Genomic DNA, 14916 nt, shown 5'->3' on the forward strand with positions numbered 1-14916 from the left:
AGCCCAGAGTTGACAACCGTTCTCACCCGGTCTGAGAATGATTCTCATGCGTAGGCGTCTCCTCCTTCCCCTCGTCTGCCTTCCGCTCGTGCTGACCGGATGCTCCGCCCTGGCCGACGACACCCAAGGCGTGCAGGTGGCGACGGCGTTCTACCCGCTGCAGTACGTCGCTGAGCGGGTCGCCGGCGAGCACGCGAGCGTCGAGAACCTCACCCAGGTAGGCAAGGAGCCGCACGACCTGGAGCTCACGATCCAGGAGACCGCACTGATCGCGCAGGCCGACCTGGTGGTCCACCAGGGCGGGTTCCAGCCGTCGGTCGACGACGGGGTCGCTCAGAACGCCACCGGGGAGGTGCTCGACGTCACCGACGTGGTCGAGCTGGTGCCGTTCGACGACGGGCACCACGAGGCGCACGAGGATGAGCACGGACACGAGGGTCACGACCACGGCGACCTCGACCCGCACTTCTGGCTGGACCCGCTGCGCCTGGCGGACGTGGGCGACGCGGTCGCGGACGAGCTCGCGGGCATCGACCCCGAGCACGCCGACGACTACCGCTCGCGCGCGCGGGAGCTCCGCGCCGATCTGGAGGCGCTCGACCGGGAGTACGCCGAGGCGCTGGCGAGCTGCGCGCGTGACACCATCGTGGTCTCGCACGACGCCTTCGGCTACCTGGGCAAGTACGGGCTGCACCTGGAGCCGGTCGCCGGTCTCTCCCCCGAGGCCGAGCCGACGGTGGCCGACCTGGCTGAGCTGCAAGAGCTGATCGAGGAGGAGGGGATCACGACCGTGTTCTCCGAGACCCTCGCCAGCCCTCGCTTCACGGGCCCACTCGCCGAGGACCTCGGCATCACCACGGCCGTGCTCGACCCGCTCGAGGGTCTCACCAGCGAGAGCGCGGACGACGACTACCTGTCGATCATGCGGGACAACCTCGCCGCCCTCGAGGAGGCCAACGAATGTCGATGACAGCGCCCGTACCCCCGATCGAGCTCACCGACGGCGCCGTGGCGATCGGCGGCCGGCCGATCCTGCGCGGCATCGACCTCCGGGTCGAGGCCGGGCAGTTCCTGGCCCTGCTCGGCGCCAACGGCTCCGGCAAGTCCACGCTGGTGCGCGCGCTGACCGGCCTGAGCCCGCTCGCCCACGGCCGGCTGCGCCTGTTCGGCACCGACCTCCACGACTTCCACGAGTGGCGCCGCGTCGGCTTCGTCCCGCAGCGCGCGGGCGCGACGTCCGGCGTGCCCGCCTCGGTCTGGGAGGTGGTCGCCTCCGGCCGCCTCAACCACCGCCGCCTGCTGCGCCCGCTCTCGCGCGCCGACCGTGCGGCGATCGACGACGCCCTCGAGGTGGTGGGGCTCAGCGACCGGCGGCGCGACGGTGTCGGCCAGCTCTCGGGCGGGCAGCAGCAGCGCACGCTGATCGCGCGGGCGCTGGCCAGCGAGCCGGAGCTGATCTTCCTCGACGAGCCGACGGCCGGCGTCGACGTCCCCAACCAGCTGGCCCTGGCGGAGGCCCTGGGTGAGCTCAAGGCTCGCGGCGCCACCATCGTGCTGGTCACCCACGAGCTGGGCCCCCTGGCGCCACTGGTCGACCGGGCCGTGGTGATGCGCGACGGCCGCATCGCCTATGACGGCGCGCCGCTCACCGACCACGAGGTGCACGACCCCTGGCTCGCCGAGCCGCACACCGACCACCATCACCACCACGCGCACGCGGAGCGCCACGACCACACGCCCCACGTCGCCTCTCCCCTGGAGGGCACGCCATGAGCCCGGCCGAGCTGTTCTCGCTCCCGTTCATGCAGCGCGCGCTGCTCGCGGCGGTGTTCACGGGGCTCGCGGCCCCGGCGGTCGGCACCTACCTGGTCCAGCGCCGCCTCGCGCTCATGGGCGACGGGATCGGCCACGTCGCCGTCACCGGCGTCGCGATCGGGCTGCTGACCGGCACCTCCCCGACGTGGACCGCGGTCGTGGTGGCGGTCCTGGGCGCCATCCTGATCGAGGTGATCCGCGAGCGGGGCCACACCAACGGCGACGTCGCGCTCGCCCTCCTCTTCTACGGCGGTCTGGCCGGCGGAGTGCTGGTGACCGGACTCGCCGGCCAGTCGGCCGCGGGGCTGCAGCAGTACCTGTTCGGCTCGATCACCACGATCTCGCCGGGCGACGTGCTGGTCACGATCGGGTTGGCCGCCCTGGTGGTGGTCGTCTGCGTCGGGCTGGCTCCGCAGCTGTTCGCGGTGTCGCAGGACCAGGAGTTCGCGCGCGTCGCCGGGCTCAACGTCCGGCTCTACAACGTGATGGTGGCGGTGCTGGCCGCCGTCAGCGTGACCGTGGCCATGCGCACCGTCGGCCTGCTGCTGGTCTCGGCACTGATGGTGATCCCCGTGGCGACCTCCCAGCAGCTGACCCGCTCCTTTCGCACCACGCTCGGCACGGCGATGCTCCTGGGGACGCTGGCCTCGGTCGGCGGGCTGGTCATCGCGGCCTTCGCCTCCTACCGCGCCACGGTCGCGCCCGGCCCCACGATCGTGCTGCTCTCGCTCGCCGGCTTCGTCGTCACCTGGCCGATCGGCCTGTGGCTGCGCCGCCGGGCGCGCCTCAAGGAGCCGTTCCCGGGCCTGGACCCGATCGAGCACGAGGTCACCGACGAGCACCCGCACGACCACGGCCCCGACTGCGGCCACGCCGCCGTCCCCCACGGCGATCACGTCGACTACGTCCACGACGGCCACCGGCACGCACCCCACGGAAGGCACTATGACGAGCACTGACCCGGCGCCGACCTTGCGGCCCACCAAGCAGCGGCTCGCGGTCGCCGCGGCGATGGCCTCGTTCGAGGATTTCCGCTCCGCCCAGGAGATCCACGAGCTGCTCGGACGTCGGGGCGAGCCGGTCGGCCTGGCCACCGTCTACCGCACGCTGCAGCGGATGGTGGAGGCCGGCGAGGTCGACCTGCTCCGCACCGAGGACGGCGAGGCGATCTACCGCCGGTGCTCCGATGCACACCACCACCACCTGGTCTGCCGCGGCTGCGGGGCCACCGTCGAGGTCGAGGGACCGGCGGTGGAGCGCTGGACCCGAGCGATCGCCGACGAGCACGGCTTCGCCGACGTCAGCCACACCCTGGAGATCTTCGGCACCTGCGCGTCGTGCCGCTAGCCGCCCACTAGGCGAGGGGCAGCCGCACCCGGAAGGTGCTGCCGCGGCCGATCTCGCTGTCGACGTCGATGCGGCCACCGTGGCCCTCGACGATGCTGCGGGCGATGCTGAGCCCCAGTCCCACGCCCTGGATCGACTGCTCCTCGGCGTGCTGCGACCGGAAGAAGCGCGTGAAGAGGCGATCCCGGTCGGCGGCGTCGATGCCGACGCCGGTGTCGGTGACGGCGATCTCGACCCGGTTGACGTCGGTGCCGAGGTCGACGGTGACCCGGCCTCCCGGCTCGGTGTACTTGATCGCGTTGGACAGCAGGTTGTCGAGGACCTGGGCGATCCGCTGCGGGTCCACTCTGAGCAGCAGCCGCTGCGGTGTCCGCAGGCCGAGGGTGACGCCGCGGTCGCGGGCGTGGGGCTCGGCGGCCTGGACGGCCTGCCGGACGATCTGCACCAGGTCGCACTCGACCCGCCGGAAGTACACCGCTTCGTCGTCGATCTGGCCGGTGTGCAGCAGGTCCTCGACGAGGCGCTGCAGCCGCTCGGTGTTGCGGACCACGACCTCGAGCTGGGAGCGGACCTGCGGGTCGAGGTCGGCACGCTCGAGCAGCAGCATCGCGTACCCGTGGATGGAGGTGAGCGGCGTGCGCAACTCGTGCGAGACCGAGCTGAGGAACTCGTCCTTGACCGCCAGCGCGCGCATGAGCTCCGTGACGTCGGTGTAGGCGAGCGCCGCACCCGCGAGGTCGCCCGACGCGTCGCGGACCGCCCGCGCCGAGACCGACAGCGCTCTGCGCGACACCGGGTCGTCGCCCACCCAGATCCGGACGTCGTCGAACTCCTCCCCCATGGCGGCGAGCGTCGAGGGCATGTCCTGGGTGGCGACGTCCGTGCTCCCGTCGGCGTCGTAGACGAGGCCGAGCTGCCCGGCCATCCCGGCGTGCCCCTCGGGGTAGGCCAGCCGCATGAAGTCTCCGTGCCTGCGGTTGTAGGCCTGGTAGGTGCCCGCCGCGTCCAACAGCACCAACCCCACGTCGACGCTGTCGAGGATGGCCGCGGAGATCCGCCGTTCGTGCTGCAGCCGGCTGACCGCCACGGCCATCGCCATCGCGGCCACGACCGCGACCAGGAGCGAGAGGACCATGCGGGAGACGTTGGGACCGTCGAGGCCGAAGTAGAGGAAGTTCGGGACCCCGACGAGCAGGACTGCCGCCACCGCCGTGACCACGACGCCGCGGCGCCCGTAGTAGCGGCCGAGGTAGAGCCCCGGCAGCACCATGAGCACGGCCGAGCCGCCGCCCTGCGCGTCGAGCCGGAACAGCCCGATGACCAGCAGGTCGGCGACCGCCAGGACCGCAGGGCTCGCCGCGGGCAGCCGGTCCCACGGCAGCACGAACGCCGCCAGCGTCACCACCACCAGCAGGCCGGCGCCGACCCGGGGCCAGGGGCCGCTGTCGATGTCTCCGAGGAAGCGCAGTGCCAGGTCGACGGCGAACAGCAGGGCGCACAGCGATTGGAACACCGCCGGTCGGGCGACGGGGTCGGGTGCTGTGGACGGGCTCGTCAGGTCCCCCCGACCCGTCCCGATCTCGCGCACTGCCATGCGCGGCTCCCTCCGCTCGGCCTCTGGCACACCCTGGCAGAGAGTCGCCACCACCAGCCAGCACGACGTGCGCGCGCCGGGCCGAGCCCGACGGGCTAGGAGGTGAAGTTCGGCTCGGCGCCGCCGTAGCGGCGGTCCCGCCCGGCGTAGATCTCGATCGCCTGCCACAGGGAGCGGCGGTCGACGTCGGGCCAGAGGATGTCGGTGAAGACCAGCTCGCTGTAGGCCGCCTGCCACAGCATGAAGTTGGACAGCCGCTGCTCCCCCGACGTGCGCCAGACCAGGTCGGCGTCGGACTGCTCGGGCACGTAGAGGTGGCGAGCAAAGGTCCGCTCGTCGACCTTGTCGGCGTTGAGCCGCCCGGCCGCCACCTCCTGGGCGATCCGGCGGGCGGTGTCGGCGAGCTCCGCACGGCCGCCGTAGTTGACGCACATCGTGAGCGTCAGCACGTCGTTGTCCTTCGTGAGCTCCTCGGCGACCTGCAGCTCGCGGATCACCGACTTCCACAGCCGCGGCGCCCGGCCGGCCCACCGCACACGGACGCCGAGCTCGTGCATCTCGTCGCGCCGCCGCCGGATCACGTCGCGGTTGAAGCCCATGAGGAACTTGACCTCGTCGGGCGAGCGCGACCAGTTCTCGGTCGAGAAGGCGTAGGCCGAGACCGCCTTCACGCCGATCTCGATCGCCCCCTCGACCACGTCGAAGAGCGAGCTCTCGCCCTGCTCGTGGCCCTTCGTGCGCGGCAGCCCGCGCTCCTTGGCCCACCGGCCGTTGCCGTCCATGACGATCGCCACATGTGCCGGGATCAGGTCCTTGGGGATCGCGGGTGGCCGCGCGCCCGACGGGTGCGGGGTCGGCTTGCGGACGGCTCGCTTCACGGGGCGACGCTATCGCTCGACGTGCTCCAGCGAGCGCAGGCCTCGTTCGAGGTGCCACTGCAAGAACGCCGACACCAGGCCGCTGGCCTCGCGAAGCTGCCGGGCGTCCGCCGCCTCGACGACCGGCCAGTCCCCGGTGAGCAGGGCGCTCATCGTCGCGATCACCTGGGGCGAGGGGTTGGCCGAGCCCGGCAGCCGGCAGGTCGTGCACAGCATCCCGCCCATCGACGGGTTGAACCACTTGTGCGGGCCCTCGAGCCCGCAGTGGGCGCACGCGTCGAACGACGGCGCGTAGCCGGCCACCGCGAGCGAGCGGAGCAGGTAGGAGTCGAGGATCTGTCCCGGCCGGTGCTCGCCGGCCGCCATCGCCCGCAGGCCGCCCACCAGCAGCAGGAACTGCTGCAGCGAGGGCTGCTTCTCCTCCGAGACCAGCCGCTCGGCGGTCTCGAGCATGGCGGTGCCCGCGGTGTAGCGCTCGTAGTCGGCGCCTAGACCCGAGGAGAACGCGGACTTGGTCTCGGCCTGGGTGATCGTGTCGAGGTTGCGCCCCTCGGCGAGCTGCAGGTCGACGTGGGTGAACGGCTCCAGCCGGGAGCCGAACCGCGACGTCGTGCGGCGTACCCCCTTGGCGACGGCGCGCACGCGCCCGTTGCTGCGGGTCAGCAGGGTGATGATGCGGTCGGCCTCCCCCAGCTTGTGGGTGCGCAGGACGATCGCCTCGTCGCGGTAGAGAGGCACCCGCCCATTCTGCCTGCTAGGTGGCCGTGCGGCGGCCGCGACGCGGCGCCTTCCAGCAGCGGAGTGCGAACGTCGCCGCCTCGGCGTTGAGCCGCTCCGGCCGCAGCCGCCACTCCAGGATGCTCTCGGCCCGGACGAACGTGGCCTCCGGCAGCTCCTCGGCCAGCATCGCGGCGTCGGCCGCGGGGTGGATCGGGTCGGCCGGATGCCCCACCACCAGGGCCGGCACCCGGATCCCGCGCCGCTGCCGCGACGGCGGGGCGATCCGCCCGAAGAACAGCCCGTGCACCACCGCCGCCAGGGCGTCGGCCCGCTGGTCCAGGGTGTCCAGGACGATGCCGGCCCAGAACGGCACGATCCCCCGCGGGACCGGCCGGGTCAGCCGCCGTACGGCGGTAATCGTGAACGGCAGGAACCGCGCGGAGAACAGCACCGGCCCGAACGCCAGGATCCCGGCCTCGAGCGCGTTGTCCAGGACGGGCATCTCGCAGATCAGGCCGCGCACGCGGTCGGGGGCGATCACCGCGACCTCGAGCGAGACGTTGGCGCCCAGCGAGGTCCCGCCGATGACGGCCTGCGGCGCCCCGAGGTGGTCGAGCAGCGCCACGACCTGCTCGGCGAAGGCGGTCGTCGAGTAGACGAGCGGGTCGGCCGGGCGGTCGGAGCGGCCGTGGCCGAGCAGGTCGAGGGTGACCACGTGCAGGCCCTCGGCGGCCAGCGCCCGGGCCAGCGGCTGCTGCATGCGGCGCGGCATCAGCTGGCCGTGCAGCAGCACCACCCAGGCGTCGCCGGCGCCGTACTCGGTGTACTCCAGCCGGTCCCGGCCCTGGTCACCGTCGATGAAGAGCTGGCCGATGCGTTCGGAGACGAGCATGCCCGCAGGCTAAGGCATGTCCGGGCCGCGGCCCGGGTACCGCGAAGCATGAGCACTCACGGACAGGATCGACCGATCGATCTCGGCGGCACGCCCGCCGGCGAGAACCTCAACCCGGCCGACGTCGAGGAGCGCCTCGACGTCTCCCCGGAGGAGCAGGTCAACCGCGCGGAGCGGCGCGGCGAGGACGACCTGGACCTGCGCGACGAGGAGTAGCGCTAGGCGTACCCGGCTAGGACGGGGTGAGCTTCTCGGGCAGCAGCTTGTGGGTCCCGTCGCACCACGGCTTGCGCGCGGACTTATCGCACCGGCACAGCGCGGTCACCCGGCGCGTGGTCTCGTGCAGCTCGCCCGTGGAGTCCTGGATGACGTGCTTGCCCCGCAGCAGCATCGGGCCGCCGGGGCAGAGCACGACGTCGGCGTGCTCGTAGCTCGGCACGTCGCTCACGTCACGACCCCCCACCGGGTGAGCAGGAGCTCGGCGAGCCGGTCCTCCAGGTCCAGGCAGGCGAACGCGCCGAAGTAGACGTCGTCGCGCAGCTCCGGCTCGACGGCCAGGAGCTCGCCGCAGATGGCGCGCACCGCGAGCTGCTCGTGCACCGCGTCGGCCTCGACGTGCTCGTCGTAGTAGTCGATCATCTCGCGGGTCAAGCCCAGCCGGTCGAGCCCCTGGGCCATCTGGCGCGAGGGCAGCGAGCTGGTCGCCTCGAAGGCCGCGAGGTGCCCCAGCGCGGCGCCGCGCAGGCGGCGGTGCAGGCCGAGCAGCGACATCGCGTTGTTCTGCTCGAGGACCTCCACCGGCACGTCGTCGACGTAGGCGCCGTACTCGGAGCGCAGGCCGATGGCCTCCATCCCGCGCACGAACAGGTGCGAGTGCAGGCGGTTGGGGTCGCCGGAGCCGTACTCGTCGTACTGCAGCTCCATCAGCGCCGCCTTGGGTGCGGTCGGCAGCCGGGGCACGACGAAGGCCGTGGGGTCGGCCTCCTTGAGGTGGTAGACCGAGCGCAGGCGGAAGAGGTCCAGGACCTGCTGCTCGTCGGCCTCGGTCTGCACGAAGCGTGCGAGCGAGCGGCCGTCGTGCCCGCCGATGAAGGCGAAGAAGTCGTCGGCGAAGTCGTCGCGAGGCTCGTGCGGGCTCGTGTAGGACTCCCAGCGCGACCGCAGCCGGGCCTCGAGGTCCACCTCGAGCCCACGCCGTACGGCGAGCAGGTCGGGGTCCCACTCCGCGGTCTCGTCGACGTCGTCGAAGCCGCGGTAGGCGAGCTCGTACAGGGCCCACAGCGTGATGGCGGCGTCCTCGGGCCCGTCGGCCTCCGGGTGCGTCCGGGCCACGGGCTCGGCGGGGATGGCGCGCATCGACTCGAACACCGCCGCGCTCAGCGGACCGCGCGGCTTGGGAAGCATCATGCCCGCTCAGTACCCGCCCGGGAGGGGCCCGAAAACCCACGAACACATGGCGTCCGCCACCCCTCGGGGTGATTTCACCCAAGCACCCCTTGGGGTGGACGAGGGCTCGGCGCAGCCGACCTAGCGTCGCAAGGGATGAGGAACGAGCCTCATCTCGGGAAGGAGGCGCCTGATGCCAGCTGCACCCACCACCCGGCGCGGACCCCGGCGCCTCGACGGCGACCGTGGGCTCACCAGGGCCGAGCGCAGCGAGCGCACCGCGGCGCTGCTGGCGGCCGCCGCCGAGTCCACCGACCCCGTCGAGACCCGTGCTCTGCTCGACGAGGTGATCGTGATCAACCGCGGGGTCGCTGAGTCCGTGGCCTCGCGCTACTACGACCGCGGTGTCGACCGGGAGGACCTGCGGCAGGTCGCCTATGAGGGGCTGACCAAGGCCGTACGCCGCTTCGACCCCCACACCCGCAACGACCTGCTCACCTTCGCGGTCCCCACCATCCGCGGCGAGCTGCTGCGCTACTTCCGCGACCGGGGCTGGACCGTCCGACCGCCACGGCGCGTCCAGGAGCTCCAGTGGCGCGTCAACCAGGCCATCGAGTCGCTCGAGGGCGAGCTCGGCCGCACGCCGACGTCCCGCGAGATCGTGGAGCGGCTCGACATCACCGAGGAGGAGTACCGCGAGGCGCTCGAGGCCTTCGGCTCCTTCCAGCCCGCCTCGCTGGACCAGCCCGTCACCGCCGACTCCGCGACCAGCATCGGCGACCTGCTGCCGGCCACCGACCGCGAGATCAGCGCGAGCGAGGCCCGCCTCACCCTGGCGCCCGTCGTACGCCGACTGTCCGAGCGCGACCGGCGCGTCCTGCACCTGCGCTTCTTCGACGACCTCACCCAGGAGGAGATCGGCCGGGACCTCGGCGTGACCCAGATGCAGGTCTCCCGCCTGCTCAGCCGGATCCTCGGCACCCTGCGTCACGAGATCGGAGACGAGCTCTCCCCGCCCGCACGCCGCGCGAGCGCCTGAGCCGGCCGGGGTGGCCTGCATGACGGCCACCGACCTGGGCACCGGAGCGCCATGACCGACCTGCGCGCGCTCGTGCTGTCCTGCACGCTCAAGCCGTCGCCCACCGAGTCCAGCGCCACGCTGCTCGGCACCCAGGTCCTCGACGCGCTCGACTCGTTCGGGGTCACCGGCGAGGTGGTCCGGGTCGTCGACCACCGGGTCCGGTTCGGGGTCACGACCGACGAGGGCGAGGGCGACGAGTGGCCGGCCCTGCGGCAGAAGATGCTCGACGCCGACATCCTCGTGATGGCCACGCCGATCTGGCTGGGCCAGCCGTCGTCGGTCTGCAAGATGGTCCTCGAGCGGCTCGACGCCGAGCTGGGCGAGACCGACGAGCTCGGCCGGATGCTGACCTTCGGCAAGGTCGCCTTGGTCGCCGTGGTCGGCAACGAGGACGGCGCCCATCACGTGGTCGCCGAGCTGCTGCAGGCGCTCAACGACACCGGGTTCAGCATCCCGGCCAACGGCAGCACCTACTGGGTCGGCGAGGCCATGCAGGCCACGGACTACCAGGACCTGGACCCCAGCCCGGAGAAGACCCGCACGACGACCAAGACCGCCGCCGCCAACGCCACCCACCTGGCTCGGCTGCTGAAGAGCGAGGAGTACCCCGCGACATGAAGATCGGCTACTTCCTCTCCTGCGAGGAGTACACCCCCGCCGAGCTGGTCGAGCAGGCGGTCGCCGCCGAACGCGCCGGCTTTGAGGCCCTGTGGATCAGCGACCACTTCCACCCCTGGAACGACGAGCAGGGCCAGAGTCCGTTCGTCTGGAGCGTCATCGGCGCCCTGTCGCAGGCGTGCTCGCTGCCCGTCACGACCGCGGTCACCTGCCCTACCGTGCGCCTCCACCCCGCGGTGATCGCCCAGGCCGCGGCCACCGCGTCGGTGATGCTCGACGGGCGGTTCGTGCTCGGCGTCGGCACCGGCGAGGCCCTCAACGAGCACGTGCTCGGCGACGCCTGGCCGTCGTACGACGTGCGCATGGAGATGCTCGAGGAGGCGGTGGGGCTCATCCGGCGCCTGTGGGAGGGGGACTTCGTGACCACGCGCGGCACCCACTACGAGGTCAGCAACGCGCGGATCTACACGCGCCCCGCCAGCCCTCCGCCCATCTACGTCAGCGGCTTCGGCCCCAAGGCGGTCGACGACCTGTCCCGGTTCGCCGACGGCTTCATGTCCACCACGCCCGACGCGGAGATGGTGCGCCGCTTCAAGGACGCGACCGGCGGCAAGCCGGCGCAGGCCGGCTGCAAGGTCGCCTGGGCCGAGACCGAGGACGAGGGCATCGACCACGCCCACCGCCTGTGGGCCAACTCCGGACTGCCCGGCGAGCTCTCCCAGGTGCTGCCCTCGGTGCGCCACTTCGAGCAGGCGTCCACTCTGGTCACCCGAGAGGCGACGGCCGAGAGCGTGGTCGCCGGTCCCGACCTGGAGCCGCACCTCGCCCAGCTGCGCGAGTATCGCGACGCCGGCTTCGACGAGGTCTACGTCGCCAACATGGGACCCCACTTCCGCGACATGATCGAGGCCTACGGCCGCGACGTCCTTCCCACCCTGAGGAGCGATGGATGAGCACCAACGAGCGCACGGTCCACGCCACGCCGGAGCAGGTCTGGGAGGTCCTCAGCGACGGCTGGCTGTACCCGCTGTGGGTCGTGGGGGCCTCGCGCATGCGCGACGTCGACGACACCTGGCCCGAGGTGGGGGCGCGACTGCACCACTCGGTCGGCGCGTGGCCCGCGCTCATCGACGACGACACCGAGGTCGAGGAGTGCCGGCCGCTGCGGATGCTGCGTCTGCGCGCCCGCGCCTGGCCCACCGGCGAGGCCGACGTGACGCTGCACCTCGAGCCCGTCGGCGCCGAGACCCGCATCGTGATGGAGGAGAACGCCGTCAGCGGGCCCGCCATGCTCATCCCCAAGCCCCTGCAGGACCCGCTGCTGGCCTGGCGCAACGTCGAGTCGCTGCGCCGCCTCGCCTACCTGTGCGAGCGCCGGGCCGCCCGATGAGGCGACCGTGAGCCGGCACGACGCGGTCGTCGTCGGCGCCGGGCCCAACGGGCTGGTCGCCGCCAACCGGCTGATCGACGCCGGCTGGTCGGTGCTGGTCCTCGAGGCACAGCCGACCGTCGGCGGCGCCGTCCGCAGCGACCGCGAGCTCGACTCCGACTTCGTGCACGACACCTTCAGCGCCTTCTACCCGCTGGCGGCCGCATCGAGCGGCATCAAATCGTTCCGGCTGGAGGAGCACGGCCTGCGATGGCGGCACGCTCCGGCCGTCCTCGGCCACCCGACCCCCGACGGGCAGTGGGCGGTGCTGCACCGCGATCGCCAGGTGACGGCTGCGCTCATGGACGAGCAGCACGCAGGGGACGGCCGGCTGTGGCTGGACCTCTGCGAGAGCTGGGACCGCATCGGCGGCCCGCTCATCGACGGACTGCTCACGCCGTTCCCCCCGGTGCGGGCCGGGGTCTCGATGCTGACCCGGCTGCGGGCGGCCGGTGGTCTGGAGCTGGTCCGGACCCTGCTCACCCCCGCGGCCGACCTGCGCCACCGCTTCGGTGGCGCCGCTCCCGGGCTGCTGCTCGCGGGCAACGCCGGCCACGCGGACCTGCCCCTGGACGGCTCAGGCTCCGGGGTCTTCGGGATCCTGATGACGATGCTCGGCCAGACCGTGGGCTTCCCGGTGCCCGAGGGTGGCGCCGGGCGGCTCACCGAGGCACTCGCGCGTCGGCTCGAGTCCAAGGGCGGCGAGATCCGGTGCGATGCGGAGGTGGAGCGGGTCGTCGTCGAGCACGGTCGCGCGGTCGCGGCGCTCACCACCGACGGGCGCCGTCACGACGCCGGGCGCGCGGTGGTCGCCGACGTGATCGCGTCGCGCCTGTTCGGCGGCCTGGTGCCCGAGGTCGACCTCCCCGAGCGGGTGAGCCGCGGGATGCGCAACTTCCAGCTGGACCCGGGCACGGTCAAGGTCGACTGGGCGCTCGACGGGCCGGTCCCGTGGGCTAGCGCCCCGCCGTACGCGCCCGGCACCTTCCACGTGGGCGACTCGGTCCCGCAGATGAACGAGGCCACCGGCCAGGTCGCGGCGGGCGTGCTGCCGGCGGCACCCTTCCTGCTGGCGGGCCAGATGACCACCGCGGACCCCACCCGCTCCCCCGTCGGCACCGAGTCGATGTGGGCCTACACGCACGTGCCCCAGCCGGGCCGCATGGTGCGCGACGCCGGCGAGGAGGTGCGTGGCGCGTGGGACGCCTCGGACCTGGAGCGCTTCGCGGACCGGATCCAGGCCCGCATCGAGCGGCTCGCCCCCGGCTTCGGGGTGCGGATCCGCGCCCGACGGGTGTTGGGGCCGCACGAGCTGGAGCGCCGCAACGCCAACCTGGTGGGCGGCGCCATCAACGGCGGCACCTCGCAGCTGCACCAGGAGCTCTTCCTACGTCCCGTGCCCGGCCTGCGTGGACGACCCGAGACCGGCATCGCCGGGCTCTACCTCGGCTCGGCCTCCGCCCACCCCGGCGGCGGCGTGCACGGCGCCCCCGGCATGAACGCCGCCCGCGCCGCCCTCCTTCACCACCGCCTGCGCCGCCTGCGCCGCTGACCCCCGCGGTGGTTGAGGTGTGAGCGAAGCGAGCCTCGAAACCCCCGCAGCGGCGGCGCTGCATCATTTGGGCTGGCCCGGGGACCGGAGCCCATGGCACTCGTCTCCCTGTGGCAGGACCGGCACCCCGCGCACGACCTCGAGCAGCAGCCCGTGGAGGGGCACGCGGACGTGGTGGTGGTCGGCGGGGGCATCACCGGTCTCACGACGGCCCTGCTGCTGGGGCGTGCCGGACGGTCGGTGACGCTCCTCGAGGCGGAGTACGTCGGGCACGGCACCACCGGCCGCTCGACCGCCAAGGTCAGCCTCCTCCAGGGGACCCAGCTCTCGCAGATCGCCCAGCGGCACGCCGCCGACGTCGTGCGCGACTACGTCGTCGCCAACACCGAGGCGCAGGCGTGGGTGGCCCGCTTCTGCGACGACCACCAGGTCGACGTACAGCGCCGCCCGGCCTACACCTACGCCCACGGCAGCCGCGGCCGGACCGCCGCAATGCGTGAGCTCACCCTGGCCCGGCGAGCAGGCCTCGACGCCACCTGGCAGGACGAGCTCGACCTCCCCTTCCCCACCGCCGGGGCAGTGCGCCTGGACGACCAGCTGCAGCTGGACCCGATGGAGCTGCTGCACGCCCTGGCCGAGCAGGCGACGGCACACGGGGTCCGGATCGTGGAGGGTGCGCGGGTGCTCAAGGTCCGCTCGGAGGACCGGGTCCGGGTCGAGACCGAGTCCGGCACGATGGTCGCCGACCGCCTCGTCGTGGCGACCAACATGCCGATCCTGGACCGCGGCGGGTTCTTCGCGCGCGCCCACCCGGCGCGCTCCTACGGCATCGCGTTCGCCACCGACCAGCCGCGCGTCGACGGCATGTACCTCTCCGCGGACGCGCCGTCGCGCTCGCTGCGCGACGTCCCCACCGCGGAGGGCTCGCTGCTGCTCGTCGGCGGCGCGGGGCACACCACCGGCCGGGGTGCCCCCGAGTCCACCCGCTTGGACTCGCTGCGCCGGTGGACCGCCGAGCACTATCCCGGCGCCCGGGAGACCCACGCCTGGTCGGCGCAGGACTACGTGCCGGCGCACGCGCTGCCCTACGTCGGCCCGCTGGTCCCCCGTCAGGAGCGCATCCTGGTCGCCGGCGGCTACTCCAAGTGGGGCATGACCAACGGCGTCGCGGCCGCGCTGGCCCTCGCCGCCGAGATCCTCGGCGGGCACATGGAGTGGGCGCGGGTGATGCGCACGTGGAGCCGCCACGAGGTCTCCGGGGCGCCGGAGCACCTGCGGATCAACGGCGAGGTCGGCTTCGAGATGGCCCGGGGCTGGCTGCGCCCGCTGCGCCCGGCGAGCGAGACCCCCGAGGAGGGCACGGGCCGGGTCCGCTACGACCACCTAGGCGTCCCCACCGCCGAGGCGACCGTGGACGGTCGCCCGGCCCGGCTGTCGGCGGTCTGCACCCACCTGGGCGGCATCGTGCGCTTCAACGACGCCGAGCGCAGCTGGGACTGCCCCCTGCACGGCTCCCGCTTCGGCCCGGACGGCGAGGTCGTCGAGGGACCCGCGGTCTGCGGGCTCCGTCGGGCCTAGCTGCTGCGGACCCCCACCCCGCTGAC

General features: G+C 72.9%; 17 protein-coding genes. 11 read left to right on the top strand and 6 right to left on the bottom strand.

The window, feature by feature from the left end; genetic code table 11:
• The first annotated feature begins 46 nt into the window (after positions 1-46).
• Genes LQ940_RS13745 through LQ940_RS13760 form a run of 4 tightly spaced genes read left to right on the top strand, consistent with a single transcriptional unit; the run spans position 47 to position 3162 of the window.
• A complete protein-coding gene (locus LQ940_RS13745) occupies positions 47-970 on the top strand; it encodes a metal ABC transporter substrate-binding protein (RefSeq protein ID WP_231244933.1) in 924 nt (307 codons plus the stop codon).
• Entirely contained in the window at positions 967-1773 is an 807-nt protein-coding gene (locus LQ940_RS13750; RefSeq protein WP_231244932.1) for a metal ABC transporter ATP-binding protein, read from the top strand. The genes LQ940_RS13745 and LQ940_RS13750 overlap by 4 nt, the downstream gene beginning before the upstream one ends.
• The gene (locus tag LQ940_RS13755; RefSeq protein ID WP_231244931.1) at positions 1770-2774 is read left to right on the top strand and encodes a metal ABC transporter permease; all 1005 of its coding nucleotides are present in this window, start codon (positions 1770-1772) and stop codon (positions 2772-2774) included. The genes LQ940_RS13750 and LQ940_RS13755 overlap by 4 nt, the downstream gene beginning before the upstream one ends.
• On the top strand, positions 2761-3162 hold the full coding sequence (locus tag LQ940_RS13760; RefSeq protein ID WP_231244930.1) for a Fur family transcriptional regulator: 402 nt from the start codon (positions 2761-2763) through the stop codon (positions 3160-3162). The genes LQ940_RS13755 and LQ940_RS13760 overlap by 14 nt, the downstream gene beginning before the upstream one ends.
• 7 nt (positions 3163-3169) lie before the next feature.
• Here LQ940_RS13760 and LQ940_RS13765 read toward each other — a convergent pair whose 3' ends face one another.
• The 4 genes from LQ940_RS13765 to LQ940_RS13780 form a co-directional block, all read right to left on the bottom strand.
• The gene (locus LQ940_RS13765) at positions 3170-4756 is read right to left on the bottom strand and encodes a sensor histidine kinase (protein ID WP_231244929.1); all 1587 of its coding nucleotides are present in this window, start codon (positions 4754-4756) and stop codon (positions 3170-3172) included.
• Between the two features lie 95 nt (positions 4757-4851).
• Positions 4852-5634, bottom strand: coding sequence for an isoprenyl transferase (locus LQ940_RS13770; protein WP_231244928.1), 783 nt, complete (start codon positions 5632-5634; stop codon positions 4852-4854).
• A 9-nt stretch (positions 5635-5643) separates the two neighbouring features.
• Positions 5644-6372 carry a DNA repair protein RecO gene (gene recO / locus LQ940_RS13775; protein WP_231244927.1) on the bottom strand — a complete coding sequence of 243 codons (729 nt, stop codon included), beginning with the start codon at positions 6370-6372 and terminating at the stop codon, positions 5644-5646.
• Positions 6373-6388: 16 nt separating this feature from the next.
• Positions 6389-7246 (bottom strand): alpha/beta fold hydrolase, encoded by an 858-nt coding sequence (locus LQ940_RS13780; protein ID WP_231244926.1) that lies wholly within the window; start codon positions 7244-7246, stop codon positions 6389-6391.
• A gap of 48 nt (positions 7247-7294) precedes the next feature.
• Here LQ940_RS13780 and LQ940_RS13785 point away from each other — a divergent pair, with 48 nt between their 5' ends.
• Positions 7295-7462 carry a hypothetical protein gene (locus tag LQ940_RS13785; protein WP_231244925.1) on the top strand — a complete coding sequence of 56 codons (168 nt, stop codon included), beginning with the start codon at positions 7295-7297 and terminating at the stop codon, positions 7460-7462.
• 16 nt (positions 7463-7478) lie between these two features.
• Here the strand turns inward: LQ940_RS13785 and LQ940_RS13790 are convergent, their stop codons facing one another.
• Together LQ940_RS13790 and LQ940_RS13795 are read right to left on the bottom strand one after the other, a co-directional pair.
• Positions 7479-7694, bottom strand: a complete 216-nt coding sequence (locus LQ940_RS13790; protein ID WP_231244924.1) for a CDGSH iron-sulfur domain-containing protein — start codon at positions 7692-7694, stop codon at positions 7479-7481.
• Entirely contained in the window at positions 7691-8653 is a 963-nt protein-coding gene (locus tag LQ940_RS13795; protein WP_231244923.1) for an iron-containing redox enzyme family protein, read from the bottom strand. The genes LQ940_RS13790 and LQ940_RS13795 overlap by 4 nt, the downstream gene beginning before the upstream one ends.
• Before the next feature lie 172 nt (positions 8654-8825).
• Between LQ940_RS13795 and LQ940_RS13800 the strand changes: the two genes are divergently transcribed.
• From LQ940_RS13800 to LQ940_RS13825, 6 genes are all read left to right on the top strand, one after another.
• On the top strand, positions 8826-9671 hold the full coding sequence (locus LQ940_RS13800) for a sigma-70 family RNA polymerase sigma factor (RefSeq protein ID WP_231244922.1): 846 nt from the start codon (positions 8826-8828) through the stop codon (positions 9669-9671).
• 51 nt (positions 9672-9722) lie between these two features.
• Positions 9723-10331 (top strand): flavodoxin family protein, encoded by a 609-nt coding sequence (locus LQ940_RS13805; RefSeq protein ID WP_231244921.1) that lies wholly within the window; start codon positions 9723-9725, stop codon positions 10329-10331.
• Positions 10328-11284, top strand: coding sequence for a TIGR03557 family F420-dependent LLM class oxidoreductase (locus LQ940_RS13810; RefSeq protein ID WP_231244920.1), 957 nt, complete (start codon positions 10328-10330; stop codon positions 11282-11284). The genes LQ940_RS13805 and LQ940_RS13810 overlap by 4 nt, the downstream gene beginning before the upstream one ends.
• Positions 11281-11721 (top strand): SRPBCC family protein, encoded by a 441-nt coding sequence (locus tag LQ940_RS13815; protein WP_231244919.1) that lies wholly within the window; start codon positions 11281-11283, stop codon positions 11719-11721. Before LQ940_RS13810 ends, LQ940_RS13815 begins: the two co-directional genes overlap by 4 nt.
• Before the next feature lie 7 nt (positions 11722-11728).
• The gene (locus tag LQ940_RS13820) at positions 11729-13312 is read left to right on the top strand and encodes a phytoene desaturase family protein (protein ID WP_231244918.1); all 1584 of its coding nucleotides are present in this window, start codon (positions 11729-11731) and stop codon (positions 13310-13312) included.
• Between the two features lie 93 nt (positions 13313-13405).
• Complete coding sequence (locus LQ940_RS13825) at positions 13406-14890, top strand: FAD-dependent oxidoreductase (protein WP_231244917.1); 1485 nt, start codon at positions 13406-13408, stop codon at positions 14888-14890.
• Positions 14891-14916: the final 26 nt, after the last annotated feature.

It is taken from the genome of Nocardioides sp. cx-173 (genome assembly GCF_021117365.1).
Classification (GTDB): Bacteria; Actinomycetota; Actinomycetes; order Propionibacteriales; family Nocardioidaceae; genus Nocardioides.

Bases quoted from the DNA above. Each gene is read 5' to 3' on its own strand.
- LQ940_RS13745 (WP_231244933.1), top strand. From the start codon at position 47: ATGCGTAGGCGTCTCCTCCTTCCCCTCGTCTGCCTTCCGCTCGTGCTG.
- LQ940_RS13750 (WP_231244932.1), top strand. From the start codon at position 967: ATGACAGCGCCCGTACCCCCGATCGAGCTCACCGACGGCGCCGTGGCG.
- LQ940_RS13755 (WP_231244931.1), top strand. From the start codon at position 1,770: ATGAGCCCGGCCGAGCTGTTCTCGCTCCCGTTCATGCAGCGCGCGCTG.
- LQ940_RS13760 (WP_231244930.1), top strand. From the start codon at position 2,761: ATGACGAGCACTGACCCGGCGCCGACCTTGCGGCCCACCAAGCAGCGG.
- LQ940_RS13765 (WP_231244929.1), bottom strand. From the start codon at position 4,756: ATGGCAGTGCGCGAGATCGGGACGGGTCGGGGGGACCTGACGAGCCCG.
- LQ940_RS13780 (WP_231244926.1), bottom strand. From the start codon at position 7,246: ATGCTCGTCTCCGAACGCATCGGCCAGCTCTTCATCGACGGTGACCAG.
- LQ940_RS13785 (WP_231244925.1), top strand. From the start codon at position 7,295: ATGAGCACTCACGGACAGGATCGACCGATCGATCTCGGCGGCACGCCC.
- LQ940_RS13795 (WP_231244923.1), bottom strand. From the start codon at position 8,653: ATGATGCTTCCCAAGCCGCGCGGTCCGCTGAGCGCGGCGGTGTTCGAG.
- LQ940_RS13800 (WP_231244922.1), top strand. From the start codon at position 8,826: ATGCCAGCTGCACCCACCACCCGGCGCGGACCCCGGCGCCTCGACGGC.
- LQ940_RS13805 (WP_231244921.1), top strand. From the start codon at position 9,723: ATGACCGACCTGCGCGCGCTCGTGCTGTCCTGCACGCTCAAGCCGTCG.
- LQ940_RS13810 (WP_231244920.1), top strand. From the start codon at position 10,328: ATGAAGATCGGCTACTTCCTCTCCTGCGAGGAGTACACCCCCGCCGAG.
- LQ940_RS13815 (WP_231244919.1), top strand. From the start codon at position 11,281: ATGAGCACCAACGAGCGCACGGTCCACGCCACGCCGGAGCAGGTCTGG.
- LQ940_RS13825 (WP_231244917.1), top strand. From the start codon at position 13,406: ATGGCACTCGTCTCCCTGTGGCAGGACCGGCACCCCGCGCACGACCTC.